The organism is Mycolicibacterium pyrenivorans (assembly GCF_025821625.1).
GTDB lineage: Bacteria > Actinomycetota > Actinomycetes > Mycobacteriales > Mycobacteriaceae > Mycobacterium > Mycobacterium pyrenivorans.
In genome coordinates, this window is record NZ_JACKSH010000123.1 from 1 (window position 1) to 22,630 (window position 22,630).

The window sequence follows — 22,630 nt, forward strand, 5'->3', positions numbered from 1 at the left end:
ACCGCGGCCTCGGCGACCGCCAGCCAGTGCCCACCCGCCCGTGGCGACCGGGCCAGCAGCACCGTCGCGCCGGCCAGCGTGGCCTCGGCTGCCGCCGCGTAGCGCTGCGCTCGGTCTGCCGGAACCAGATGTGCTGCCAGCTGCAGGGCTTCGGCGACCAGCGACGCCCCCGCCGGGGTGGCTCCGTCGATGGGATCGGCCGGTCGCAGCAGCAGTTGCTCGGCGTCGTCGGCGACGTCGTACCAGCGGCCCTCGTGGTCCGGGTCGGCGAAATGGTCGAGCGCCAGGTCGAGCAACCCGGTGGCGTTGTCCAGCCACGACCGCTCCCCGGTCGCCTGGTGCAGCGTCAACAGACCGGTCGCCAGCGCGGCGTGGTCCTCGAGGATCGCGACGCTGTCCCCGACCACCCCGCCCAGACTCGACCGCCGAAGCCGACCGGACACCAGGTGCAGGTCCAGGATCCGTCGCGCACACAGCAGTGCCGCGTCGACGTATTCGCCGCGGCCCAACCCGATACCGGCTTCGGCGAGGGCGGTGACGGCCAGCCCGTTCCAGGCCGTCACGACCTTGTCATCGCGTGCCGGCTGGGGTCGCAGCGAGCGCGCCGCCAACAGCGCGGTGCGTACCCGCTCGAAACGCGCGGTGTCGTCGGGATCGCCGCGCAACTGCAGCACCGATGCGCCACCCTCGAACGTGCCGTCGCGGGAGACGCTGAAAAGCTCTGCCGCCCAACGTCCGTCGCTCTCGCCGAGCACCTCGCGCAGTTGCCCGGGGGTCCAGACGTAGGTCAGGCCCTCCTCGCCGGCGGCATCTGCGTCCAGCGACGACACGAACATCCCGTCGCGGCGCAGCTCGTCGAGCATGAACCGCGCGGTTCCGTCAGCGATCCTGTGCGCCAACTGGTTTCGGGTGCGGCGCGCCCAGTGTGCGTACACGCGCAGCAGCTGGGCATTGTCGTACAGCATCTTCTCGAAGTGCGGCACCACCCAGAACGCGTCGACGCTGTACCGGGCGAACCCACCGGCGAGCTGGTCGTACAGCCCGCCGCGCGCCATCGCCTGGCCGGTGCGGGCGACCGTCGCCAGCGGCGCGTCCGCGCCGGTGCGCTCGTGGTTGCGCAACAGCGCCTCCAGCAGCGCCGACGGCGGGAACTTCGGAGCACCGCCAGGGGCGTTGGCGAAGCCGCCGTTGACGACGTCCTCGTCGTTCAGCACCGCCGCCACCGCGTCGTCGCACACCCCCGGCGCCACCGCCGGACCCCCGCCCGGCAGACCGGAGGCCATCGTCCGCAACTCGTCGGAGATGTGGTCGGACGCCTCCTCCACCTCGCCGCGGCGGGTCCGCCACGTCTCCGACACCGCGGCCAGCAGCTCCAGGAAACTCGGCTTCGGGTAGTAGGTGCCGCAGAAGAACGGGCGCCCGTCCGGGGTCAGGAAGCAGGTCATCGGCCAGCCGCCCTGACCGGTCAGCGCCACCGTCGCGTTCATGTAGACCGCGTCGAGGTCGGGACGCTCTTCGCGGTCGACCTTGATGCAGACGAAGTCCGCGTTCATCGCGGCGGCGACGTCGGCGTCCTCGAACGACTCGTGGGCCATGACGTGACACCAGTGGCACGCCGCGTACCCGATCGACAGCAGGATCGGCACGTCACGCGCGGCGGCCAGGGCGAGCGCGTCGGGGGTCCACTGCTGCCAGTGCACCGGGTTGTCGGCATGCTGGCGCAGATAGGGGCTGGTCGCCGAGGCGAGGGTGTTGCGGGGGGCGTCAGCCCTGCTCACGTTTCGTCCCGTCGGACGGGTTCTCGATGGCAGGGCCGGGATCGAGGTCGGGCTCGGTCTCCGCAACGACACCGGTGGTGCCGTCGCCGGCCTGGTCCGACTCGTCCGGGGTCTCGTCGAACGACTCCGGGAGCTTGCGCAGGTGCCGGTTCATCGACCACACCAGCAGGAAGACACCGATCAACAGCAGCACCACCACGATCAGCCCGAACGGGCTGGCCTTGCCGAAGTCGGGCCCCGTCTGGCGCGGCTCCTCCTGGGCCAGCACGCCGGTCATCAGCTCCAGGCTGAGCGTCATCACACCGTTCACTCGCGTCCCTCGATCCCGGCGAACAAATCGGTCTCGGGGAGCCGTACCGGCACCCGCGACCTTGCCAATTCGAATTCCTCTGTCGGCCACAGCCGTTGCTGCCACTCGATGGGCGCGGCGAAGAAGTCGCCGGCCGGGTCGATCTGCGTGGCGTGTGCGCGAAGGGCGTCGTCACGCTGGGCGAAGTACTTCGAGCACTCCACCCGCGTCGTCACCCGGTTGTCGAACGGATCCTCGTGAACGTCCCAGTGCTTGAGCCATTTCTCGAAGGGACCCTGCTTGCCGTGCTTGGCGAACTCCTCCTGCAGCAGCAGCATCCGGCGGCGCAGGAAGCCGTGGTTGTAGTAGAGCTTGAGCACGTTCCACGGCTCACCGGCGTCGGGGTACATGCGGTGGTCGGCCGCGGCCTCGTAGGCGCCGACGGCTACCTGATGGCAGCGGATGTGGTCGGGGTGGGGATAGCCACCGTTCTCGTCGTAGGTGGTCATCACGTGCGGCTTGAACTTCCGCACCACCCGCACCAGCGCTTCCACCGCTTCCTCGAGCGGCACCACCCCGAGGCATCCTTCGGGCAGCGGGGGCAGCGGGTCCCCTTCGGGCAGCCCGGAGTCGACGAACCCCAGCCAGTGGTGCTCGACGCCGAGGATCTCGGCGGCCTTGGCCATCTCGTCGCGACGAATCTCCGACATCCGGCCGTGCACCTCGGGCAGGTCCATCGCCGGGTTGAGGATGTCACCGCGCTCCCCGCCCGTCAGGGTCACCACCATGACGCGCGCGCCCTCGTCGGCGTAGCGCGCCGTGGTGGCGGCGCCCTTGCTGGACTCGTCGTCCGGGTGGGCGTGCACGGCCATCAACCGCAGTTCGCTCAACCTGTTCCCTCTTAGATGCTCACCTGCATGGATACTCACGCTGACACTCACGCAACGGTTCAACCGCACCGACTGGCCCTATAGTTCCAGTCCTAGTACACCCATCCGAACGACGGGCATGCAAAACGAGATGATCGAGCGTCCCACCGCCCGCTATGGACGGCAGCGGCTGAGCAGGCGCACCCGCCGCCGGATCGCCATCGGTTTGACCGCGGCCGTGGTGGTGCTGGGCGTGGTGATCGCCGCGGTGGCCTTCGTGCGGTTCGACGCGGGCGACGTCAAAGGGGAACTGGGCGGCTACCGGATCGTCGACGACAAGACCGTCGAGGTGACCGTCAGCGTCACGCGCGACGATCCGTCGCAGCCGGTGGTGTGCATCGTTCGGGCGCGGTCCTACGACGGCACCGAGACCGGCAGGCGCGAGGTGCTGGTGGCGCCGTCGACAGCGGCGACGGTGCAGGTCAGGACCGTCGTGACGACGAGCAGGCCCGCCGTCGTCGGCGACGTGTACGGCTGCGGGAGCGACGTGCCGCCCTACCTGGTGGGTGGGTGAGCCGGCGGGGGCGCAACCAACTCCCCGTGGCGAAATCCCGAAAAGCGGGTATCCCCCCGGTGCTATCATGGATCGATACACGGTTCCTGCTGGGGCCGTGTATTGCTGCATTTGGGTACGCGGAACGACGGCGTGCGAGCGCGGCAATACACGAGTGAAGCTCCCGGCGCCGTGTGACGACCTTCTAACGCGACCAGCGCGGAAGCAACGACGACAGGAGCGCGACGACATGACCGACACACAGGTCACCTGGCTGACCGAGGAGGCCTACGACCGGCTGAAGGCGGAACTCGATCAGCTGATCGCCCACCGTCCTGTCATAGCCGCCGAGATCAACGACCGCCGCGAAGAGGGCGACCTGCGCGAGAACGGCGGCTACCACGCCGCCCGCGAGGAGCAGGGCCAGCAGGAGGCCCGGATCCGGCAGCTGCAGGAACTGCTCAACAACGCGAAGGTGGGCGAAGCCCCCAAACAGTCCGGGGTGGCACTGCCCGGCTCGGTCGTCAAGGTCTACTACGACGACGACAAGGGCGACACCGAGACCTTCCTGATCGGCACCCGCCAGGAAGGCATCACCGACGGCAAGCTCGAGGTGTACTCCCCGAAGTCGCCGCTGGGCGAGGCCCTGATCGACGCCAAGGTCGGCGAGTCGCGGTCCTACAGGGTGCCCAACGGCAACACCGTCAAGGTCACGCTCGTCAGCGCGGAGCCCTACCACCCCTGACATGTTCTGAGGGTGAAGCGGCTGCGCGTTACCCTCCAGCCCATGGCGCAGATCGCCGAGGACCTGTTCTTGCTGCTGGTGGACAACGCGTCCGCGCAACCCGGGCTGGACAGCCCGCGTCGTGACCGCGTGCTCGCGGCGGCGGCCCTGCTCGACCTGGCGCACGCGTGCCGTATCCGCCCCGCGGTGGCGGGCGAATCGGTACCGCCGGGAAGGCTGGTCGCCCTGGCCGCCGCCGGCCCGCGGGATCCCGTCGTCGAGCCGGCGTTCGAGCTGCTGCAGGCGAAGCCGCTCGGCGCGGGGGCCGCGATCAAGAAGATCGGCAAGGGCATCCAGGACGGGCTGGTCGAGCGGCTGGAGCAGACCGGACAGCTGCGCCGAACCCCGTTGTCGGCCAAGCGATTCACCCGTGACTACGCGTTTCCACTGACCACTCGGGAACGGGCCGGGCCGGCGCGCGCCGCTCTGCTGTCCGCGCTGTTCGACCGCACCCCGCCCGCCCCGTCGACAGCGGCCGTCATCACCGTGCTGCACGCGGTCGACGGACTCGGGGCGCTGCTCAGCCTCAACGACCGCGGCTGGCGCTGGGTTCACGCCCGTGCCGGCGAGATCTCCAGCGGTAGTTGGGTGGACGAGTCACCGACGGCCCTGGCCGAGGTCAACCTCGCGGTCACCGCGGCAACGGTGCGCCAGGCGCTGATGCAACTCGTCTAACGCGGCGCGGCCAACGCCTGCTCGACATCGCCGAGCAGGTCGGCGACGTCCTCGATGCCGACCGACAGCCGGACCAGATCGTCGGGCACCTCCAGCTGGGAGCCCGCCGTCGAGGCGTGGGTCATCGCACCGGGGTACTCGATGAGCGATTCGACGCCGCCCAGCGACTCGGCGAGGATGAAGATCTCGGTACGCGCGCAGAAATCGCGTGCCGCCTGAGGCCCGCCCCGCAGCCGCACCGAGATCATCCCGCCGAAGCCGCTCATCTGCCGCGCGGCGACTTCGTGGTTGGGGTGCTGGGGCAGGCCCGGGTACAGCACCGTGTCGATGGCGGGATGCCCGTCGAGGAACTCGGCGATCGCCGCGGCGTTCTCGCTGTGCCGCTGCATCCGTAACGGCAGCGTCTTCAGGCCGCGCATCGTCAGGTAGGCGTCGAACGGGCCCGGCACCGCTCCCGCGCCGTTCTGCAGGAACGCGAAGGCCTCGTCGAGCGCCTCGTCGTCGGTCAGCAGCGCGCCACCGACCACGTCGGAATGCCCGCCGATGTACTTGGTCGTCGAGTGCAGCACGATGTCGGCGCCCAGCGACAGCGGTTGCTGAAGCGCCGGTGAGGCGAAGGTGTTGTCCACCAGTACCTTTGCGGCCGTCGGTGACGCCAGCTCGGCGATCGCGCTGATGTCGGCGATCGACAGCAGGGGGTTGGTCGGCGTCTCGACCCAGATCAGCTTCGTCCGGTCGGTGATGGCGGCGCGCACCGCGTCCAGGTCCGACAACGCCACCGCGGTGTAGCTGATCCCCCACAGCGAGAACACCTTGTCGATGAGCCGGAACGTGCCGCCGTAGGCGTCGTCGGGGATCACCAGGTGATCGCCGGGGCGCAGCAGCGCGCGCAACGCGCAGTCGGTGGCGGCCATCCCGGAGCTGAACGCGCGGGCGTAGGCGGCCATCTCCACGGCCGCCAGCGACGATTCCAGCGCGGCGCGGGTCGGATTGCCGGTGCGGGCGTACTCGAATCCGCCCCGCAGACCGCCGACGCCGTCCTGGGCGAACGTCGAGCTGGCATAGATCGGGGCGTTGACCACGCCGGTGGCCGGGTCGGGGCGGTAACCGGCATGAATGGCCTTCGTGGCGGGTCCGTAGGCCCGGTAGTGGTCTGCCGCACTGCGATGCTCGCTCATGCGGGCCAGGGTAGCGGTGTAGAACTTGGACATGCCTGCCCGCCAGCCTCCCGCAGCCACCTATACGATCGAGAGCCTTCTCGACCTCGACTCGATGCTGAGCGCCGAGGACCGTGACCTGCGCACGATGGTGCGCGGGTTCGGCGAGCAGCGCCTGCGCCCGCACATCGCCGAATGGTTCGAGACCGGGGACGTCCCGGTCCGCGAGCTCGCCGTCGAGATCGGCAAGCTCGGCCTCCTCGGCATGCACCTGACCGGTTACGGGTGCGGCGGGTCGTCGGCGACGGCGTACGGGCTGGTGTGCCAGGAATTGGAGGCGGTGGACAGCGGGCTGCGCAGCCTGGTGTCGGTGCAGGGCTCGCTGGCGATGTTCGCGATCCACCGCTGGGGCAGCGAGGAGCAACGCGAGCAGTGGCTGCCCGGCATGGCGGCGGGTGAGCTGATCGGCTGCTTCGGGCTGACCGAGCCCGATTTCGGATCCAACCCCGGCGGCATGCGCACCACCGCGCGCCGAGACGGCTCGGACTGGATTCTGAACGGTTCGAAGATGTGGATCACCAACGCCTCGGTCGCCGACGTGGCGATCGTGTGGGCGCGTGAGCAGGACGGGGAGCGCAACAGCATCGTGGGGTTCGCGGTGCCGACGTCCACGCCGGGGTTCAGCGCAAGGGAGATGACCCACAAGATGTCGCTGCGGGCGTCGGTCACCTCCGAGTTCAGCCTTGACGACGTGCGGCTGCCCGAGGCGGCCAGACTGCCCGACGCCCGCGGATTATCCGGGCCGCTGAGCTGTCTGTCCGAGGCGCGCTTCGGCATCGTGTTCGGCGCTGTCGGGGCGGCACGCGACTGCCTGGAGACCACGCTGGACTATGTCGGAACCCGGCAGGTGTTCGACAAGCCGCTGGCGGGATATCAACTGACGCAGGCCAAGATCGCCGACATGGCCGTCGAGCTGGCCAAGGCTCAGCTGCTGGCACTTCATCTGGGACGCCTCAAGGACGAGGGCCGCATCCGGGCAGAGCAGGTCAGCGTCGGCAAGCTGAACAACGTCCGCGAGGCCATCAAGATCGCCCGTCAGTGCCGAACACTGTTGGGCGCCAACGGGATCACGTTGGAATACCCGGTGCTGCGGCATGCCAACAACCTGGAGTCCGTGCTCACCTACGAGGGCACCTCGGAGGTTCACCAGTTGGTCATCGGAGAGGCGCTGACGGGCGTCAGCGCCTTCCGGTGAGCTCTTCTAGTACTGGGTGGGGCCCGGTGGTAGCGGTTGCGGATTCAGCGGCACACACACGGTGGTCATGATCTTGTCCGCCAGCGTCTGACGCTTGTTGTCCCACAGCGGGAACAGGTAGCCGATGTAGCAGATGATGGCGTCCACGAAGTGAGCGAGCTGGCGCACCACCGAAAGGCCGAAACCGATGGGCTGCCAGGTCTTCTCGCTGACCACCTTGAACTTCATCACCGACTTGCCGATGCTCGAGCCCGTGGTGCCCTGCCGGTAGCCGTAGTTCCACACCAGGTACGCCAGCGACAGCAACGATGCCAGCCCTGACACCAGGGAACCGATGACCGAGTAACTCGACGTGCACGCGACGCCGCCGCCGGTGGTGACGCAGTTGTTGTCGCCGGTGAGGATCGCGATGCCCTGGCCGATACCCGCGATGATGAACACCGGGATGTTGTCGATGAACCATGCGGCCACGCGCGTGAGCCACGGCGTGTACGACTCTTTGGGCAGCGCAGGCCCCGCCGACGCGTAGCCGGCCTGCTGAGGTGGGGGGAAGCCGCCTGGCGGGGGGTAATTGCCTTGCGGGGGCGGCGGATAGCCACCGGGGGGTGGCGGCGGGGAGTATCCGCCCTGAGGCGTCGGAGAGTATCCGCCCTGAGGCGGCGGGTACCCGCCCGACGGCGGATATCCCCCTGGGGGTGGTGGATTGTCAGTCATGGACGCCTTCCAGTGACGTGTTACCTGGGACGAGCGTGCTCACAATACCTGAGAAACGGCTCCGAGCAGCGTTTTCACACATCAATTCGATCTTGGCCCGAGTGGTGCCGAAGTTTGCCGAAACCGCCCGGGAGCGTCAGCAACGGGTGCTGCTGTCCGACAGGAAACCGAGCAGATCGTGGCGGGTGAGGACCCCCACCGGTTTGCCCTCCTCGACCACCATCACCGCGTCGCAGTCACGGAGCGACTTGGCGGCGGTGCTCACCAACTCGCCGGCACCGATCAGCGGAAGCGGTGGGCTCATGTGCTGGGCGACGGCATCGGCGAGTTTTGCGCGGCCTTCGAACACCGCCGACAAGAGCTCGCGTTCGGACACGCTGCCCGCCACCTCGCCGGCCATGACCGGGGGTTCGGCCCCGACGACGGGCATCTGGGACACGCCGTACTCGCGCAGGATGCCGATGGCGTCGCGCACCGTCTCCGACGGATGGGTGTGGACGAGATCGGGCAATGCCCCGGACTTGCCGCGCAGCACGTCGCCGACCGTCGACTCCTCCACCGAGCCGTCCAGCCGTGTGCGCAGGAAGCCGTAGGACGACATCCAGTCGTCGTTGAACACCTTTGACAGATAACCGCGTCCGCCGTCGGGCAGGAGTACCACGACGAGCGCGTCGGGGCCCGCCCGCTCGGCCACCTTGATCGCCGCGACCGCGGCCATCCCGCAGGAACCGCCGACCAGCAGCGCCTCCTCCCGCGCCAGTCGCCTGGTCATCTCGAACGAGTCGGCGTCGGAGACCGCGATGATCTCGTCGGGCACAGTCGGGTCGTAGGCGGAGGGCCAGAAGTCCTCACCGACGCCCTCCACCAGATACGGCCTGCCGGTCCCGCCGGAGTACACCGAGCCCTCGGGGTCGGCGCCGATGACGCGGACCGGGCCCTCCGGGCGTCCCTGGGACACCTCCTTGAGGTAGCGGCCCGCACCGGTGATGGTTCCGCCGGTGCCGACGCCCGCGACGAAGTGGGTCACCTTGCCGTCGGTGTCCGCCCAGATCTCGGGCCCGGTGGTCTCGTAGTGGCTGGCGGGACCCATCGGGTTGGAGTACTGGTCGGGCTTCCAGGCGCCCTCGACCTCCTGCACGAGGCGGTCGGACACGCTGTAGTAACTGTCGGGGTGGTCCGGGGGCACGGCCGTCGGACAGACCACGACGTCGGCGCCGTAGGCGCGCAGGACGTTCCGCTTGTCCTCGCTGACCTTGTCGGGGCAGACGAAGATGCATTTGTAGCCGCGCTGCTGGGCGACCAGTGCCAGGCCCACGCCGGTATTGCCCGAGGTCGGCTCGACGATGGTCCCCCCGGGCCGCAGCTCACCGCTGGCCTCTGCGGCGTCGATCATCTTGATCGCAATGCGGTCTTTGGCGCTGCCGCCGGGGTTGAGGTACTCGATCTTTGCCACGACGGTGCCCGCCCCCGCAGGCACCACCGAGTTCAGCTGTACCAGAGGGGTATTGCCGATGAGCTCACTGACGTGCCGGGCGATCCGCATGCGTCCATCGTCTCAGGCCCGGCCTGCGGCTACCAGGTGGCCTCTCGGATGTACTCGCCGATCTGCTTGATCGACCTGCTGGCTTCCGACACCGCAGGCGCCCCGAGCTGGAACACATGCATCTGACCAGGCCAGATGCGGACCTCGACGGGGACCCCGGCGGCTGCCAGCAGACGCGCCGCCTTCCGGGCGTCGCTGAGCAGGACCTCGGAGCCGGAGACGTGAATGAGCGTGCGCGGCAGGCCGGGCTCGATGTGGTCGAGCGGCTCGTAGACCTCTTCGGGGCGGCCGTCCTTGGTGTTGCGGCGCGCCGCCTCGTCGATGAGCTCGACCAGCGCGTGGAAGGCCTTGGGTGGGAACATCGCGTCGGTGCGGGTGTTCGGATGGTCGGCACGCGCCTCGTTGTCGATCTCGAACAGCGGCGACATCGTGGCGATCGCCGCCGGCGTCTCCCCTTCGTAGCCGTTGATGCCCTCGGCCTGGAGCCGCTCGGCCAGCGCCAGCGCGAGGTAGCCGCCCGCGGAATCGCCTGCCAGCACGATCTGGTCGGGCTCGTAGCCGGTCTCCCGCAGCCACTTGTAGGCGTCGAAGCAATCGTCCAACGCGGTGCCCACAGAGTGCTTGGGGATCATCCGGTAGTTGACGACCAGCACGGGGCTGTCGGCGGTCTTGGACAGCGCAGTCACCAACCTGCCGTGGGTGTTGACTCCGCCCGTCAGGAACGCCCCGCCGTGCAGGTAGAGAACCACGCTGCGGTTACCGTCCGCCGGGAGCACACCCGCGGCGCGCACCAGCTGCGCGGTGCAGTGCGGCAGCGAGATGGTGGCCCGCACGGTGCCGGGGGCGGGTTTCAGGATCCTGGCGGCGAAGTCCAGCAAGCCCCACGGCCATGGCAGTTTCGGGGCGTAGCTGCCTACGGTCAGGAACGGTTTGATGGTCGCCATCGCACCCAGCACCATCAGACGACCTGCGATGCTCGGGCCGTCCTCGATGACCTCGACCGGCGCGCCGTCACTGACCGGGAAGCGGCGACCTTTATGCGATCTACCAGGCCTGACGCCAAGATGCGAAGAGCTGGGAACCTTGCTCGGTGCCGTCATCGCCACCACTTCCTACGCCGTTGTAGAACCGGGATAAGTCAAGTTACTCAGACAACCTCGTAACTTAGCTTGACATGTGTAACCACTATCACAATCGGTTAAACGCTATTGATACCGGAGTTGATACCGCACTGTGATCGCTGATTCCGCATCGCCACGCCAGCGAACCCCGAATTCCGCTCTAGACTTGGCGGCGTGGGCAACCGTGCACCGCGTCGGTCGGCCATCGCATTGGTGGCCGCAGCCACGCTCGCGTCGACAGGCTCCGCCTATGTCGGGGCCCGAAACCTGCTGACCGGGCAGGCCGAGCAGGCCCGCCGTGTCATCCCCAAGTCCTGGGACATCCCGCCCCGGGCCGACGGCGTCTATTCGCCGGGCAGCGGACCGGTCGAGCGCTGGTATCGCGGCGTGCCGTTCGACCTGCATCTGATGATCTTCGGCGACTCCACCGCCACCGGGTACGGCTGCACGAGCGGCGACGAGGTGCCGGGCGTGCTGCTGGCCAGGGGCCTGGCCGAGCAATCGGGCAAGCGAATCCGGCTCAGCACCAAGGCGATCGTCGGCGCGACGTCGAAAGGTCTCTCCGGTCAGATCGACGCGATGTTCGTCGCGGGTCCCCCACCCGACGCTGCGGTCATCATGATCGGCGCCAACGACATCACCGCGCCCAACGGCGTCGGCCCCTCAGCGCGCCGTCTGGGCCGTGCGGTGGGGCGACTGCGGGCCAGCGGCGCGGTCGTCGCCGTCGGCACCTGCCCGGACTTCGGCGTGATCACAGCGATCCCGCAGCCGCTGCGATGGGTGGCACGCGGCCGCGGCCTCCGACTGGCGCGCGCGCAGGCGGCGGCGGTGCGATCGGCCGGTGGCGTCCCGGTCCCCTTCTCCGACCTGTTGGCACCGCACTTCTACAAGACCCCGGAGCTGCTGTTCTCGCAGGACATGTTCCATCCCTCGGCCGCGGGCTACGAGCTGGCGGCCATGCAGCTCCTCCCCGCGCTCTGTGATGCGCTGGGAGAGTTCGTATCCGGCGCGACGCGCGACGAGGCCCTCGAGGCGAGGTGGGCCGACGGCGGGTCGCTGCTCTCGCGGGTGAGCGCTCTGAGCAGGCTGTGGCGGCGCTCGACGGGGGTCCCCGCACCGATCGTGGTGCCCGCGGGCTAGGTTCTTTCTAGTTTCCCGATCCCAAGGAGCCCGTCATGCCCGAGGCCGTCATCGTCGCCACCGCCCGCTCACCGATCGGCCGAGCCAACAAGGGTTCGCTGGTCACGATACGTCCCGACGATCTGGCCGCGCAGATGGTCAAGGCCGTCCTCGACAAGGTGCCCTCGCTGGACCCGCGGGAGATCGACGACCTGATGATGGGCTGCGGCCAGCCCGCCGGCGAGGCCGGGTCCAACATCGGCCGTGCGGTGGCCGTCGAGCTCGGCTACGACTTCCTGCCCGGCACGACCGTCAACCGGTACTGCTCGTCGTCGCTGCAGACCACGCGGATGGCGTTCCACGCGATCAAGGCGGGCGAGGGCGACGCGTTCATCTCCGCGGGCGTGGAGACGGTGTCCCGATTCGGCAAGGGCACCGCCGACGGGGCGCCCGACTCCAAGAACCCGCTGTTCGCCGACGCCCAGGCCCGCACGGAGCAGGCAGCCGCCGGCGCGACCGAATGGCACGATCCGCGCGAAGACGGTGCGCTGCCCGACGTGTACATCGCGATGGGGCAGACCGCCGAGAACGTCGCGGCGTTCACCGGCATCAGCCGCGAAGACCAGGACCACTGGGGGGTGCGGTCGCAGAACCGCGCCGAGGAGGCCATCAAGAGCGGCTTCTTCGCACGCGAGATCGTGCCCGTGACGCTTCCCGACGGCAGCGTGGTGTCCACCGACGACGGCCCGCGGGCCGGGACCACCTACGAGAAGATCAGCCAGCTCAAGCCGGTGTTCCGCCCGAACGGCACGATCACCGCGGGCAATGCGTGTCCGCTGAACGACGGCGCCGCCGCCGTGGTGATCATGAGCGACACCAAGGCCAAGGAGTTGGGGCTGACACCGCTGGCGCGCATCGTGTCCACAGGTGTCTCGGGTCTGTCGCCGGAGATCATGGGGCTGGGCCCGATCGAGGCCGTGAAGAAGGCGTTGGCCAACGCGAAGATGTCGATCGGTGACATCGATCTCTACGAGATCAACGAGGCGTTCGCGGTGCAGGTTCTCGGCTCGGCACGCGAGCTGGGCATGGACGAGGACAAGCTCAACGTGGCCGGCGGTGCGATCGCCCTCGGCCACCCGTTCGGCATGACGGGCGCGCGCATCACGGCCACGCTGCTGAACAACCTGCAGACCCACGACAAGACGTTCGGTATCGAGACGATGTGTGTGGGCGGCGGCCAGGGCATGGCGATGGTCGTGGAGCGCCTCTCCTAGATTCTCCGTTCAGTCTGCAATGGCGGCGCACAAGTACGAGAAGCGACCGCCGCCAGCGCACCGTCGATACGGCATCAGGCACGAAGAAGGGGCGCCCACACTGTGGACGCCCCTGCCTTCGTGTCTAGCGCTAGTCGCTGTTGAAGTAGCTCAGCAGGCGCAGGATCTCGATGTACAGCCAGACCAGGGTCACGGTCAGGCCGAGGGCAATGCCCCATGCCGCCTTGGCCGGCGCGCCGGCGCGGATCAGCTGGTCGGCCGAGTCGAAGTCGATCAGGAACATGAAGGCCGCCAGCCCGATGCAGACGAGGGAGAAGATGATCGCCAGCGGACCACCGCTGCGCAGCCCGAAGCCCTCACCGCCGCCGACTCCGAACATCGCGAGCACGAAGTTGAGCAGGGCGATGGCGAGCACACCGAACAGTGCGGCGACGAGCATCCGGGTGAACTTCGGCGTGACCCTGATCGCGCCGGTCTTGTACACGACGAGCATGCCGAAGAAGACGCCGATGGTGCCGAAGAGCGCCTGCGCGATCATCCCCGGGCCACCGGTGGACACCAGGTTGGCGAACAAGAACGAGGCGGCACCGACGAAGAGACCTTCGAGCGCTGCGTAGCTCAGCACGATCGCCGGGTTGTCCTGCTTGCGACCGAACGTCGCGACCAGGATCAGCGCGAGTCCGCCGAGTCCGCCGACGAGCACGAACGGCATCATCAAGCCGATGTTCGACGACACCAGGAAGTACGACACGATGCCGACCAACGTCACGACGCCCAGCGTCATGGAGGTTTTGGTGACGACATCGTCGATGGTCAGCGGCCGAGTGTCGACCGCTCGCTGATCCTGGTACGGCTGCGCCGCGTAGGGATCGGCGTGTACCGCTGCCGCCGCGCCACCGGCGGCTCCGGTACCGAATTGCGCATATCCGCCCTGCCCCTTGGGCAAGCTTCGAAATACCGGGTTGCTGCTTTCGCGCACCGTCGGTTCCTTCCTGTGCTGGTGTCGACCTATGACGAACACACCTTCAACGCGTGAGATTGCGAGCCAGTTCCCTCACCCGCCGACGGCCAGTTCCCAGGCCCTTCACAGGAAACCTTACCCGGGCCTGCTCACCCCTGGGCGACGAACTAGATTGCATTCCGTGGACGAAAACAAGGATGTCCTAGTTTCTGTGGGCGGGCCCGCCGAGGCGCGCGTCGGCCTGCTCACCCTCAACCGGCCCAAGGCGATCAATTCGCTGACGCACCCGATGGTCGGCACGATCTCGGCGGCGCTGACCGAGTGGGAGAAGGACGACGCGATCGGCGCCGTCGTCGTCTCCGGCGCCGGCGACCGCGGACTGTGCGCGGGCGGCGACGTCGTCGCGATCTACCACGACGCGCGGGTCGGCGGGGCCGCGACGCGGCAGTTCTGGCACGACGAGTACCTGCTCAACGCCTACATCGGGCGCTACCCCAAGCCCTATGTGGCGCTGATGAACGGCATCACGATGGGCGGCGGCGTCGGTATCAGCGCGCACGGCAGTGTCCGCGTGGTCACCGAGACGACGAAGATCGGGATGCCCGAGGTCGGCATCGGGTTCATCCCCGACGTCGGCGGCACCTTCATCCTGTCGCGCACCCCCGGCCTGCTCGGCCTGCACGCCGCGCTGACGGGTGCGCCGTTCACCGGCGCGGACGCCATCGCGATGGGTTTCGCCGACCACTTCGTGCCCCACGACCGACTCGGCGCGTTCACCGAGACGATCCTGGCCGACGGCGTGGACAAGGCCGTCGCCGCGCACGCCGAGGAGCCACCGCCGAGTCCCCTTCTCGCCCAGCGGGAGTGGATCGACCACTGCTATGCGGGCGACACCGTCGCCGACATCGTCGCCGCGCTGCGCGGCCACGATGACGGCACAGCCGCCGGGCGCATGGGCAGCACAGCCGCCGCCGACCTTATCGCGTCCCGCTCCCCCATCTCGGTGTCGGTGACGCTGGAGGCGGTGCGCCGGGCCGCGAACCTCACCACCCTGGAAGACGTGCTGCGCCAGGAATTCCGGACATCCTGCGGCGCGCTGCGCTCGCATGATCTCGTTGAAGGCATCCGCGCGCAGCTCATCGACAAGGACCGCAACCCGAAGTGGTCGCCGGCAACGCTGGAAGCGGTCACCAAGGACGACATCGACGCGTACTTCGCTCCCGCCGACCCCGATCTCTCCTTCGACCACTGATTCCATCAGGAGTAGCCATGACCGCAGACGATTACGAGACCATCCTGGTCACCCGCGAAGGCCGGGTCGCCACGATCACGCTGAACCGGCCGAAGGCCCTCAACGCGCTCAACAGCCAGGTGATGAACGAAGTCACCACCGCCGCAGCCGAACTCGACGCCGACCCCGGGGTGGGCGCGATCATCCTCACCGGTAGCGAGAAGGCGTTCGCGGCCGGTGCGGACATCAAGGAGATGGCGAACCTGTCGTTCGCCGACGTCTTCGCCGCCGACTTCTTCGCCGCGTGGGGCAAGTTCGCGGCCACGCGCACACCGACGATCGCGGCGGTCGCGGGCTACGCGTTGGGCGGCGGCTGCGAGCTGGCGATGATGTGCGACATCCTGATCGCCGCGGACACCGCGAAGTTCGGCCAGCCCGAGATCAAACTGGGCGTGCTGCCGGGCATGGGAGGGTCGCAGCGCCTCACCCGCGCCATCGGCAAGGCCAAGGCGATGGACCTGATCCTGACAGGCCGCAACATGGGCGCCGAGGAGGCCGAACGCGCCGGGCTGGTCTCCCGTGTGGTGCCGGCCGACGCGCTGCTCGACGAGGCCAGAGCCGTCGCGGAGACGATCGCGGGCATGTCGCTGTCGGCGTCGCGGATGGCCAAGGAGGCGGTCAACCGCGCGTTCGAATCCACCCTGGCCGAGGGCCTGCTCTACGAGCGGCGACTGTTCCACTCGGCATTCGCCACCGACGATCAGACCGAGGGGATGAACGCCTTCGCCGAGAAGCGGGCCGCGAACTTCACGCACCGCTAAAGTTCGTTCGTGACCGATACCGGCGAGCGCGCTGTAGCGACCGAGGACACGGAACCCCGTGAGGAGGCGCCGGCGTCCACCCCGCCGAAGGGCGCCTGGTGGATTCGGCATTACACGTTCACCGGGACCGCCGTCGGTCTGGTGTTCCTGTTCTTCTCGTTGACGCCGTCGCTGCTGCCTCGGGGGCCGCTGTTCCAGGGGCTCGTCAGCGGCGGTGCGGGCGCGATCGGTTACGGCATCGGCGTTTTCGCCGTGTGGCTGGTGCGCTACATGCGCTCGAAGGACTCCAGTCCGCCTGCGCCGCGCTGGGCGTGGCTCGGTCTCGTCGTCGTCGGCGCCATCGGGCTGATCCTGATGATCATCTGGTTCCATCGCTGGCAGGACGACGTCCGCGACCTGATGGGGGTGCCGAGGCTGGGGTTCTGGGACCATCCGCTGGCCGCAGTGCTGTCCCTGATCACGCTGTTCGTGCTCGTCGAGATCGGCCAGCTGGTGGGTAAGGTGACACGCTTCCTGAAGCGGCAGTTGAGTCGGTTTGCCCCACCCAGGGTTTCGGCTGTCGTGACGGTCGCGCTGCTGGTCGCGCTGACGGTCGCACTTCTCAACGGCGTGGTGGTCCGGTTCGCCATGAGCACCATCAACAAGACCTTCGCCGCGGTCAACGACGAAAACGACCCCGACTTCGCCGGACCGGACACGCCGCTGCGTTCGGGCGGCCCCGAATCGCTGGTCAGCTGGGAATCGTTGGGCCACCAGGGTCGCGTCTTCATCGCGGGCGGTCCGACTGTCGAACAGCTCACCGAGTTCAACGGCGAGCCCGCGATCGAGCCGATCCGCGCCTACGCCGGCCTGCATTCGGCGGACGGCATCAAGGAGACGGCCCGGCTGGCCGCGCTGGAACTGCAGCGCACCGGCGGGCTGGACCGGTCCGTGGTGGCGGTGGCGACGACGACGGGCACCGGCTGGATCAACGCGGCCGAGGCCTCGGCATTGGAGTACATGTACAACGGCGACACCGCGATCGTCAGCATGCAGTACTCGTTCCTGCCCAGTTGGCTGTCGTTCTTGGTCGACAAGGAGAACGCCCGTCAGGCGGGCCAGGCATTGTTCGAGGCGGTCGACGAGCTGATCCGCGAGATGCCCGAGGCACAGCGGCCCACGCTGGTGGTGTTCGGCGAGAGCCTCGGTTCGTTCGGCGGTGAGGCGCCGTTCTTGGCGCTGAACAACCTGATCGCGCGCACCGACGGCGCCCTGTTCAGCGGGCCCACGTTCAACAACACGATCTGGGCCGACCTGACCCACAACCGCGATCCCGGGTCGCCGGAGTGGCTGCCGATCTACGACGACGGCGAGAACGTCCGGTTCGTCGCCGAACCCCGCGACCTCCAGCGACCCGACGCCCCGTGGGGCCAGCCGCGGGTGGTGTATCTGCAGCACGCCTCGGACCCGATCGCGTGGTGGAACACCGATCTGCTGTTCGCCCGGCCGGACTGGCTGCACGAGCCCCGCGGGTACGACGTGTCGCCGGACATGGAGTGGATTCCGGTCGTGACCTTCCTGCAGGTGTCCGCCGACATGGCGGTGGCCGTCGATGTCCCCGACGGCCACGGCCACGTCTACGTCCGCAACGTCGCCGACGCGTGGGCGGCGATTTTGTCACCGCCCGGCTGGTCGCAGGAGAAGACCGAGCGGTTGCGCCCACTGCTGCGCAGCGACGAGAGCTCTTAGACCAGAACCTTTTTGAGAGCGTGGTAGCCTCCGATCACGTCGGTGGCGCGCCCGGTCAACTCGGTTCGGTTGCGGCGCAGGGTGTTACGTTCGGTGACGTCGTAGTAGGACATCGCGGTCAGCGGTGGCGAGTAGGCGCGCACACTCAAACGGACGAAGGATTCTTGGGCAGGCGGTCAGGCCTGACAACACTCCACGAACCGGGCCGCCGAGCGTCACAGTGGGGTCACGAAGACGCAAGGGCTTTGACGACGACAACCGTCGCCTCCTAACGTCGGCTTACCGACAGGGAACAGCGGCCTCGCGCCGCGCTTGGCGTGGGCGTGCATTTCGGCCGTCGAGTGCGGTACCTGATCGCGGTTTCTCGATCCGTCACACCGAGAAGATCCGCCACAGCGAGAAGAGGTCGTAAATGAGAAGTCCCGCCATCCGAACGTCGACCAAGCGACGCCGGGCCCTGCTCGCGTGCGGTCTGGGCGCGGTGCTGGTCGCGGTCGGCGCCTGCTCGACCACCGATCCAGGCTCCGGAAGCCCAACAGGCGATGGCGGCACGCTCGAGCGCATCAAGGCGGACAAGAAGATCAACGTCGGCTTCGCCAACGAACGGCCCTACGCGTACCGGGAGAACGGCCAATTGGTCGGCGAGGATCCCGCGATCCACGGCTACATCTTCGACCAGATCGGCGGTGTCACCCTGGAGCCGCACCTGTTCGAGTTCGGCTCGCTCATCCAGGCGCTCAACTCCAAGCGAGTCGACGTGGTGACCGCCGGTATGTTCATCACCCCGGAGCGCTGCGAGCAGGCGGCCTTCAGTAACCCGGTGTATGTGGCCACGACCTCGCTGCTGGTGCGGCGTGGCAACCCCAAGGGCCTCACCGACTACGCCTCGGTCGCCAACGGCGATGCGCGGCTCGCCGTTATGAACGGCGCCGTGGAGGTCGATCAGGCGAAGGGTTCCGGTGTTCCCGACGACCGACTGCAGATCGTCGCTGACCAACAGGCGGGCCTGGATGCGGTCAGGTCCGGGCGCGCCGACGCGTTCGCGCTGACCAGCATCTCGTTGCGGGCGCTGGCGGCCAGCGACGATTCCATCGAGGTGAGCGAGGCCTTCGTACCCGTCGTCGACGGTGAGGAGCAGCTCGGCGCCGGTGCGGCGGTCTTCCGCCGAAGCGACACCGAGCTGCGGGAGGCGTTCAACGAGAAGCTCGCCGAACTGGTCCAGAGCCCCAAGTGGCTCGAACTCGTCGAGCCCTACGGCTTCACCGAGGCCGAGCGTCCCGACCCGGAGTTGACAGCCGAGCAGCTCTGCCAGGGCTGAGCCTGGTGTTCGCCGAACTCGCCGACGCCGCACCGCTGTTCCTGCACGGCGCGGGGGTGACCGTGCTGTACACCGTGCTGGGCGCCCTGGCGGCGCTGGTCGTGTCGTTCGTGTTCGGCTTGATGGCGTTGTCGCGCTGGATGCTCGTGCGCGGGGTCTCCCGCACCATCGTGGAGTTCTTCCGCGGCACCTCGCTGGTGATCCAGTTGCTGTGGATCTTCTTCGTGCTGCCGCAACTGGGCCTGCGCTTCGAGCCGATGGCGGCGGCCACCATCGCGTTCGGTCTCAACTTCGGCGCGTACGGCTCCGAGGTCGTCCGCGGCGCGATCGCGTCGGTGCCCAAGACCCAGTGGGAAGCCAGCGTCGCGCTCAGCCTCGGCCGGTTCCGACGGATGCGCCGGGTCATCATGCCGCAAGCCCTCCCGGAGATGATCCCCCCGTTCGGCAACCTGTGGATCCAGATCCTCAAGAGTTCGTCGCTGCTGTACCTGATCGGGATCACCGAACTCACCTTCGAGGTGAAGCAGCTGCAGTTCGACGTGGGCAGCATGGCCGCGTTCAGCATCGCGCTGGTCGTGTACTTCCTGTTGGCGCAGGTCCTCGTCGCCATGATCCGCTGGGTCGAGGCCCGCGCCGCCGCGCGGGTGGGCCGCGGCCCGAAGGCCGTCGTCATCGAGCAGCCGCAGGCGGTGACACCGGCATGACCAGCGATCGCAGCCTGTGGGACTGGGAGTACGCGCGCGAAGTGCTTCCAGGACTGGTCGCGGCGTTCTTCAAGTTCACCCTGGGAATCACCGCGGCGGCGTCGGCGGTGGCGATCGTGCTGGGCCTGGTGCTGGTGCTGGGCCGACGCGCGAACACCCGCTGGATCTCGTGGCCGGTCTACGCGGTGGTGGAGTTCGTGCGCAGCACCCCGATCCCGATCCAGTTGTTCTTCGTCTACTTCGGACTCCCGGCGCTCGGTGTCCGGCCCAGCGCGTTGGTCACCGGCGTCGCAGTGCTCGGGGTGCATTACGCCTGTTACATGTCGGAGGTCTATCGCGCGGGCATCGACGCGATCCCCGTGGGCCAGTGGGAAGCGTGCACAGCGCTGTCGCTGCCCCCGCACCGGACGTGGCGTGCGGTGATCCTGCCGCAGGTGGCCCGGCGGATCCTGCCGTCGACCGGTAACCAGATCATCGCGCTGTTCAAGGAGACCCCGTTCCTGATCGTCATCGGCGTCACGGAGATGGTCACGGTGGCCAATCAGTTCGGCGGCCAGAACTACCGCTACATCGAGCCGATCACCATCGCAGGCCTGATCTTCCTGGCAGCGAGCTACCCCACGTCGGTCCTGATGAGAAGACTGGAGATCCGCCTTGTCCGATGATGGTTCGGCGACCCCGATGGTCCGCTTCGAGGACGTGGTCAAGCGCTTCGGCGACAAGACCGTGCTCGACGGGATGAACTTCACCGTCGCCCCCGGCGAAAGAGTCACGCTCATCGGGCCGTCCGGCTCAGGCAAGACGACGATCCTGCGCCTGCTGATGACGCTGGAGCGGGTCACCGACGGCGTCATCTGGGTCGACGGCGAACCGTTGACCCACGAGCGTCGCGGCGCTCGTCTCGTGCCGGCCTCGGAGCGGCATCTACGGCGGGTCCGTCGCCGCATCGGAATGGTGTTTCAGCAGTTCAATCTGTTCCCGAACATGACGGTGATCGAGAACCTGATGGAGGCGCCGATGTCGGTGCTGGGCCTGCCCAAGGATCAGGCACGCACCCGCGGCACCGAACTGCTGGACAAGGTCGGCCTGGCCGACTTCGTCGACGCGCACCCCACGACCCTGTCCGGCGGGCAGCAGCAACGCGTGGCGATCGCGCGGGCGTTGGCGATGGAACCCGACATCCTGCTGCTCGACGAGGTCACCTCCGCACTCGACCCCGAGCTGGTCGTCGACGTGCTGGCCGTCCTGCGCGACATCGCCGACACCACCGACATCACCATGCTGATCGTGACGCACGAGATGCACTTCGCGCGCGACGTCTCCGATCGGATTCTGATGTTCGACAACGGGGTGATCATCGAGGACGGCCCCCCGGCGAAGATCTTCAACGAGCCCGAACACGAGCGCACGCGCACTTTCCTGAAAGCGGTTCTGGAGGACCGGTGACGTGATCCCGGCCGGGGATGGGCACATCGAGGGCCGTTGCATAGATTGTCGGCATGCCTAGGTACGTCATGGGTGTCGCCGGCCTCGTCGTCGCGGCTTCGGTGGTTCTGTCCGGATGCTCGTCGAGCACCGAACCGGAACCCACGTCGGCACCCACCGCTTCGCCCACGTCATCAGCGACCCCCACCCCGGTGGCACCCGGGGAGGTCGGGGTGTCCCCCGGCGGGGTGACCACCGCGGTCGGGGCTCCCGCGGAGTCCACCGAGGACGACTACTTCCAGGCGTGCCTGGCCGCGAGGACCTGGATGGACCAACAGGGCGGCGACCCCAAGACGCAGATCGAGCCGTACCTGAAGTCGGTTCAGACCGCCGAATCCGTCGGTCCCGGAACGTTCGACGAACGGTGGTCGGACCTGTCGCCAGGCCGGCAGTCCGCGGTCATCGTCGCGGTCGAGGCGGCCGCCGACGCACTCTGCGGTTAGCTGCTGCCGACCGGTGCAGTCTCTGATTCGAGGCCGCTCTTCAAATCGGACAGCTTCGACGGCCAGCCGCCCGAGACGAGTTGACGCACAATGCTTCCCGGCGGGAACCCGGTCTGGATGACGGTCAGCTTGACGCGGCCGTCGTCGACGGGCTCGATATCGAACGTCACCTTCGACCTGGGCTCGGCGGCGGCCTGCTCGATGACCTCGGGTGACAGGCCGACGGCCGTCAACTCGGACGTGAACGTGTGGAAGGTGAACGCCAACCGCCGGTACGGATCGGACTCCAGGATCACCTGCTCGGGGCCGGTGATGTTCAGATCACCGTCGCGCCAGTCGAACGTCGACCCGACGTTCCAGTCGGAAACCAGGCCGTGGCCCATGTAGCGCGCCGAGAACACCGGGTCGGTGACCACCTGCCAGAGCCGCTGCGGCGTGGTCCGGATATAGGTGGTGTAGACGAAGTCGGTGCTGTCGGCGGCGTCGTTGTGTCCCATGGATTCTCGCTCCAATACTGTCTTGAGGTCGGCGAGCGTCTGTGCCCGCACTCGGTCGTAGTGGGTGATCCAGCGGTCGGCGATGGCGTTGATCGGCTCGGCGTTGAGGTAGTGCAGCTTCTCCCTGCCGCGCCACACGATGCTGACGAGGTTGGCGTCCTCGAGCACCTTGAGGTGCTTGCTCACCGATTGCCGGGCCATGTCGAGCCCGGCGCACAGTTCCCTCAAGCTCTGCCCGTTGCGGGCGTTCAAGCTGTCGAGAAGGCGTCGCCGGCTCGGGTCGGCGAGCGCCTTGAACACCTCGTCCATGT

The 22,630-nt window shown here is 68.1% G+C and carries 23 protein-coding genes and 1 pseudogene; 14 read left to right on the top strand and 10 right to left on the bottom strand.

Annotated features, from left to right (window positions below):
- The 3 genes from H7I57_RS15700 to mca all read right to left on the bottom strand — a co-directional run.
- The coding region (locus tag H7I57_RS15700; protein ID WP_264024516.1) for a thioredoxin domain-containing protein at positions 1-1,778 on the bottom strand (1,778 nt) is incomplete at its 3' end.
- Positions 1,765-2,076, bottom strand: a complete 312-nt coding sequence (locus H7I57_RS15705) for a hypothetical protein (protein WP_264024517.1) — start codon at positions 2,074-2,076, stop codon at positions 1,765-1,767. The genes H7I57_RS15700 and H7I57_RS15705, both read right to left, overlap by 14 nt.
- Positions 2,077-2,084: 8 nt before the next feature.
- Positions 2,085-2,957 (bottom strand): mycothiol conjugate amidase Mca, encoded by an 873-nt coding sequence (gene mca / locus H7I57_RS15710; protein ID WP_264024577.1) that lies wholly within the window; start codon positions 2,955-2,957, stop codon positions 2,085-2,087.
- Between the two features lie 130 nt (positions 2,958-3,087).
- Between mca and H7I57_RS15715 the strand changes: the two genes are divergently transcribed.
- From H7I57_RS15715 to H7I57_RS15725, 3 genes are all read left to right on the top strand, one after another.
- Positions 3,088-3,510: a DUF4307 domain-containing protein gene (locus tag H7I57_RS15715; RefSeq protein WP_264024518.1), complete on the top strand. Its 423-nt coding sequence runs from the start codon at positions 3,088-3,090 to the stop codon at positions 3,508-3,510.
- 229 nt (positions 3,511-3,739) lie between these two features.
- The gene (gene greA, locus H7I57_RS15720; RefSeq protein WP_264024519.1) at positions 3,740-4,234 is read left to right on the top strand and encodes a transcription elongation factor GreA; all 495 of its coding nucleotides are present in this window, start codon (positions 3,740-3,742) and stop codon (positions 4,232-4,234) included.
- Positions 4,235-4,276: 42 nt separating this feature from the next.
- Complete coding sequence (locus tag H7I57_RS15725; protein WP_264024520.1) at positions 4,277-4,948, top strand: GOLPH3/VPS74 family protein; 672 nt, start codon at positions 4,277-4,279, stop codon at positions 4,946-4,948.
- Here H7I57_RS15725 and H7I57_RS15730 read toward each other — a convergent pair.
- A complete protein-coding gene (locus H7I57_RS15730) occupies positions 4,945-6,126 on the bottom strand; it encodes a cystathionine gamma-synthase (RefSeq protein WP_264024522.1) in 1,182 nt (393 codons plus the stop codon). The genes H7I57_RS15725 and H7I57_RS15730 overlap by 4 nt on opposite strands.
- Before the next feature lie 31 nt (positions 6,127-6,157).
- Between H7I57_RS15730 and H7I57_RS15735 the strand changes: the two genes are divergently transcribed.
- The gene (locus tag H7I57_RS15735; protein ID WP_264024523.1) at positions 6,158-7,360 is read left to right on the top strand and encodes an acyl-CoA dehydrogenase family protein; all 1,203 of its coding nucleotides are present in this window, start codon (positions 6,158-6,160) and stop codon (positions 7,358-7,360) included.
- A gap of 6 nt (positions 7,361-7,366) precedes the next feature.
- Here the strand turns inward: H7I57_RS15735 and H7I57_RS15740 are convergent, their stop codons facing one another.
- From H7I57_RS15740 to H7I57_RS15750, 3 genes are all read right to left on the bottom strand, one after another.
- Positions 7,367-8,074: an Rv1078 family RDD domain-containing protein gene (locus H7I57_RS15740; protein WP_264024524.1), complete on the bottom strand. Its 708-nt coding sequence runs from the start codon at positions 8,072-8,074 to the stop codon at positions 7,367-7,369.
- A 136-nt stretch (positions 8,075-8,210) separates the two neighbouring features.
- The gene (locus H7I57_RS15745; RefSeq protein WP_264024527.1) at positions 8,211-9,617 is read right to left on the bottom strand and encodes a cystathionine beta-synthase; all 1,407 of its coding nucleotides are present in this window, start codon (positions 9,615-9,617) and stop codon (positions 8,211-8,213) included.
- Positions 9,618-9,646: 29 nt separating this feature from the next.
- On the bottom strand, positions 9,647-10,717 hold the full coding sequence (locus H7I57_RS15750) for an alpha/beta hydrolase fold domain-containing protein (protein WP_264024529.1): 1,071 nt from the start codon (positions 10,715-10,717) through the stop codon (positions 9,647-9,649).
- Positions 10,718-10,912: 195 nt separating this feature from the next.
- On the opposite strand from H7I57_RS15750, the gene H7I57_RS15755 reads away from it, so the two are divergent.
- Together H7I57_RS15755 and H7I57_RS15760 are read left to right on the top strand one after the other, a co-directional pair.
- Positions 10,913-11,878 carry an SGNH/GDSL hydrolase family protein gene (locus H7I57_RS15755; RefSeq protein ID WP_264024531.1) on the top strand — a complete coding sequence of 322 codons (966 nt, stop codon included), beginning with the start codon at positions 10,913-10,915 and terminating at the stop codon, positions 11,876-11,878.
- A 35-nt stretch (positions 11,879-11,913) separates the two neighbouring features.
- A complete protein-coding gene (locus tag H7I57_RS15760; RefSeq protein WP_264024532.1) occupies positions 11,914-13,131 on the top strand; it encodes an acetyl-CoA C-acetyltransferase in 1,218 nt (405 codons plus the stop codon).
- Between the two features lie 130 nt (positions 13,132-13,261).
- Here the strand turns inward: H7I57_RS15760 and H7I57_RS15765 are convergent, their stop codons facing one another.
- Positions 13,262-14,110 (bottom strand): Bax inhibitor-1/YccA family protein, encoded by an 849-nt coding sequence (locus H7I57_RS15765; protein ID WP_264024533.1) that lies wholly within the window; start codon positions 14,108-14,110, stop codon positions 13,262-13,264.
- Between the two features lie 163 nt (positions 14,111-14,273).
- Here H7I57_RS15765 and H7I57_RS15770 point away from each other — a divergent pair, with 163 nt between their 5' ends.
- The 3 genes from H7I57_RS15770 to H7I57_RS15780 are packed head-to-tail and all read left to right on the top strand — an operon-like array spanning position 14,274 to position 17,872.
- Entirely contained in the window at positions 14,274-15,344 is a 1,071-nt protein-coding gene (locus H7I57_RS15770; RefSeq protein WP_264024534.1) for an enoyl-CoA hydratase/isomerase family protein, read from the top strand.
- Positions 15,345-15,361: 17 nt separating this feature from the next.
- Positions 15,362-16,144 carry an enoyl-CoA hydratase gene (locus H7I57_RS15775; RefSeq protein WP_264024535.1) on the top strand — a complete coding sequence of 261 codons (783 nt, stop codon included), beginning with the start codon at positions 15,362-15,364 and terminating at the stop codon, positions 16,142-16,144.
- A 9-nt stretch (positions 16,145-16,153) separates the two neighbouring features.
- Entirely contained in the window at positions 16,154-17,872 is a 1,719-nt protein-coding gene (locus H7I57_RS15780; RefSeq protein ID WP_264024536.1) for an alpha/beta hydrolase, read from the top strand.
- Here H7I57_RS15780 and H7I57_RS15785 read toward each other — a convergent pair.
- A pseudogene (locus tag H7I57_RS15785) lies at positions 17,869-18,021 on the bottom strand (hypothetical protein); the annotation flags it as partial. The gene H7I57_RS15780 and the pseudogene H7I57_RS15785 sit on opposite strands and share 4 nt — an antisense overlap.
- A 263-nt stretch (positions 18,022-18,284) precedes the next feature.
- Between H7I57_RS15785 and ehuB the strand changes: the two are divergent.
- The 5 genes from ehuB to H7I57_RS15810 are packed head-to-tail and all read left to right on the top strand — an operon-like array spanning position 18,285 to position 21,822.
- Positions 18,285-19,190 carry an ectoine/hydroxyectoine ABC transporter substrate-binding protein EhuB gene (gene ehuB / locus H7I57_RS15790; RefSeq protein WP_264024538.1) on the top strand — a complete coding sequence of 302 codons (906 nt, stop codon included), beginning with the start codon at positions 18,285-18,287 and terminating at the stop codon, positions 19,188-19,190.
- 5 nt (positions 19,191-19,195) lie between these two features.
- The gene (ehuC, locus tag H7I57_RS15795) at positions 19,196-19,894 is read left to right on the top strand and encodes an ectoine/hydroxyectoine ABC transporter permease subunit EhuC (RefSeq protein ID WP_264024543.1); all 699 of its coding nucleotides are present in this window, start codon (positions 19,196-19,198) and stop codon (positions 19,892-19,894) included.
- Positions 19,891-20,559: an ectoine/hydroxyectoine ABC transporter permease subunit EhuD gene (gene ehuD, locus H7I57_RS15800; protein ID WP_264024545.1), complete on the top strand. Its 669-nt coding sequence runs from the start codon at positions 19,891-19,893 to the stop codon at positions 20,557-20,559. Before ehuC ends, ehuD begins: the two co-directional genes overlap by 4 nt.
- Before the next feature lie 16 nt (positions 20,560-20,575).
- Positions 20,576-21,340: an ectoine/hydroxyectoine ABC transporter ATP-binding protein EhuA gene (ehuA, locus tag H7I57_RS15805; protein ID WP_264024579.1), complete on the top strand. Its 765-nt coding sequence runs from the start codon at positions 20,576-20,578 to the stop codon at positions 21,338-21,340.
- 53 nt (positions 21,341-21,393) lie between these two features.
- Positions 21,394-21,822, top strand: coding sequence for a lipoprotein LpqV (locus tag H7I57_RS15810; RefSeq protein WP_264024546.1), 429 nt, complete (start codon positions 21,394-21,396; stop codon positions 21,820-21,822).
- Here the strand turns inward: H7I57_RS15810 and H7I57_RS15815 are convergent.
- Positions 21,819-22,628: an ArsR/SmtB family transcription factor gene (locus H7I57_RS15815; RefSeq protein ID WP_264024547.1), complete on the bottom strand. Its 810-nt coding sequence runs from the start codon at positions 22,626-22,628 to the stop codon at positions 21,819-21,821. The genes H7I57_RS15810 and H7I57_RS15815 overlap by 4 nt on opposite strands.
- Positions 22,629-22,630: the final 2 nt, after the last annotated feature.

What these genes read in the sequence shown, in the direction of transcription:
- H7I57_RS15705 (WP_264024517.1), bottom strand. Translation starts at nt 2,076, where the DNA reads ATGACGCTCAGCCTGGAGCTGATGACCGGCGTGCTGGCCCAGGAGGAG.
- H7I57_RS15715 (WP_264024518.1), top strand. Translation starts at nt 3,088, where the DNA reads ATGATCGAGCGTCCCACCGCCCGCTATGGACGGCAGCGGCTGAGCAGG.
- greA (WP_264024519.1), top strand. Translation starts at nt 3,740, where the DNA reads ATGACCGACACACAGGTCACCTGGCTGACCGAGGAGGCCTACGACCGG.
- H7I57_RS15725 (WP_264024520.1), top strand. Translation starts at nt 4,277, where the DNA reads ATGGCGCAGATCGCCGAGGACCTGTTCTTGCTGCTGGTGGACAACGCG.
- H7I57_RS15730 (WP_264024522.1), bottom strand. Translation starts at nt 6,126, where the DNA reads ATGAGCGAGCATCGCAGTGCGGCAGACCACTACCGGGCCTACGGACCC.
- H7I57_RS15735 (WP_264024523.1), top strand. Translation starts at nt 6,158, where the DNA reads ATGCCTGCCCGCCAGCCTCCCGCAGCCACCTATACGATCGAGAGCCTT.
- H7I57_RS15740 (WP_264024524.1), bottom strand. Translation starts at nt 8,074, where the DNA reads ATGACTGACAATCCACCACCCCCAGGGGGATATCCGCCGTCGGGCGGG.
- H7I57_RS15745 (WP_264024527.1), bottom strand. Translation starts at nt 9,617, where the DNA reads ATGCGGATCGCCCGGCACGTCAGTGAGCTCATCGGCAATACCCCTCTG.
- H7I57_RS15750 (WP_264024529.1), bottom strand. Translation starts at nt 10,717, where the DNA reads ATGACGGCACCGAGCAAGGTTCCCAGCTCTTCGCATCTTGGCGTCAGG.
- H7I57_RS15760 (WP_264024532.1), top strand. Translation starts at nt 11,914, where the DNA reads ATGCCCGAGGCCGTCATCGTCGCCACCGCCCGCTCACCGATCGGCCGA.
- H7I57_RS15775 (WP_264024535.1), top strand. Translation starts at nt 15,362, where the DNA reads ATGACCGCAGACGATTACGAGACCATCCTGGTCACCCGCGAAGGCCGG.
- ehuB (WP_264024538.1), top strand. Translation starts at nt 18,285, where the DNA reads ATGAGAAGTCCCGCCATCCGAACGTCGACCAAGCGACGCCGGGCCCTG.
- ehuD (WP_264024545.1), top strand. Translation starts at nt 19,891, where the DNA reads ATGACCAGCGATCGCAGCCTGTGGGACTGGGAGTACGCGCGCGAAGTG.
- ehuA (WP_264024579.1), top strand. Translation starts at nt 20,576, where the DNA reads ATGGTCCGCTTCGAGGACGTGGTCAAGCGCTTCGGCGACAAGACCGTG.
- H7I57_RS15810 (WP_264024546.1), top strand. Translation starts at nt 21,394, where the DNA reads ATGCCTAGGTACGTCATGGGTGTCGCCGGCCTCGTCGTCGCGGCTTCG.
- H7I57_RS15815 (WP_264024547.1), bottom strand. Translation starts at nt 22,628, where the DNA reads ATGGACGAGGTGTTCAAGGCGCTCGCCGACCCGAGCCGGCGACGCCTT.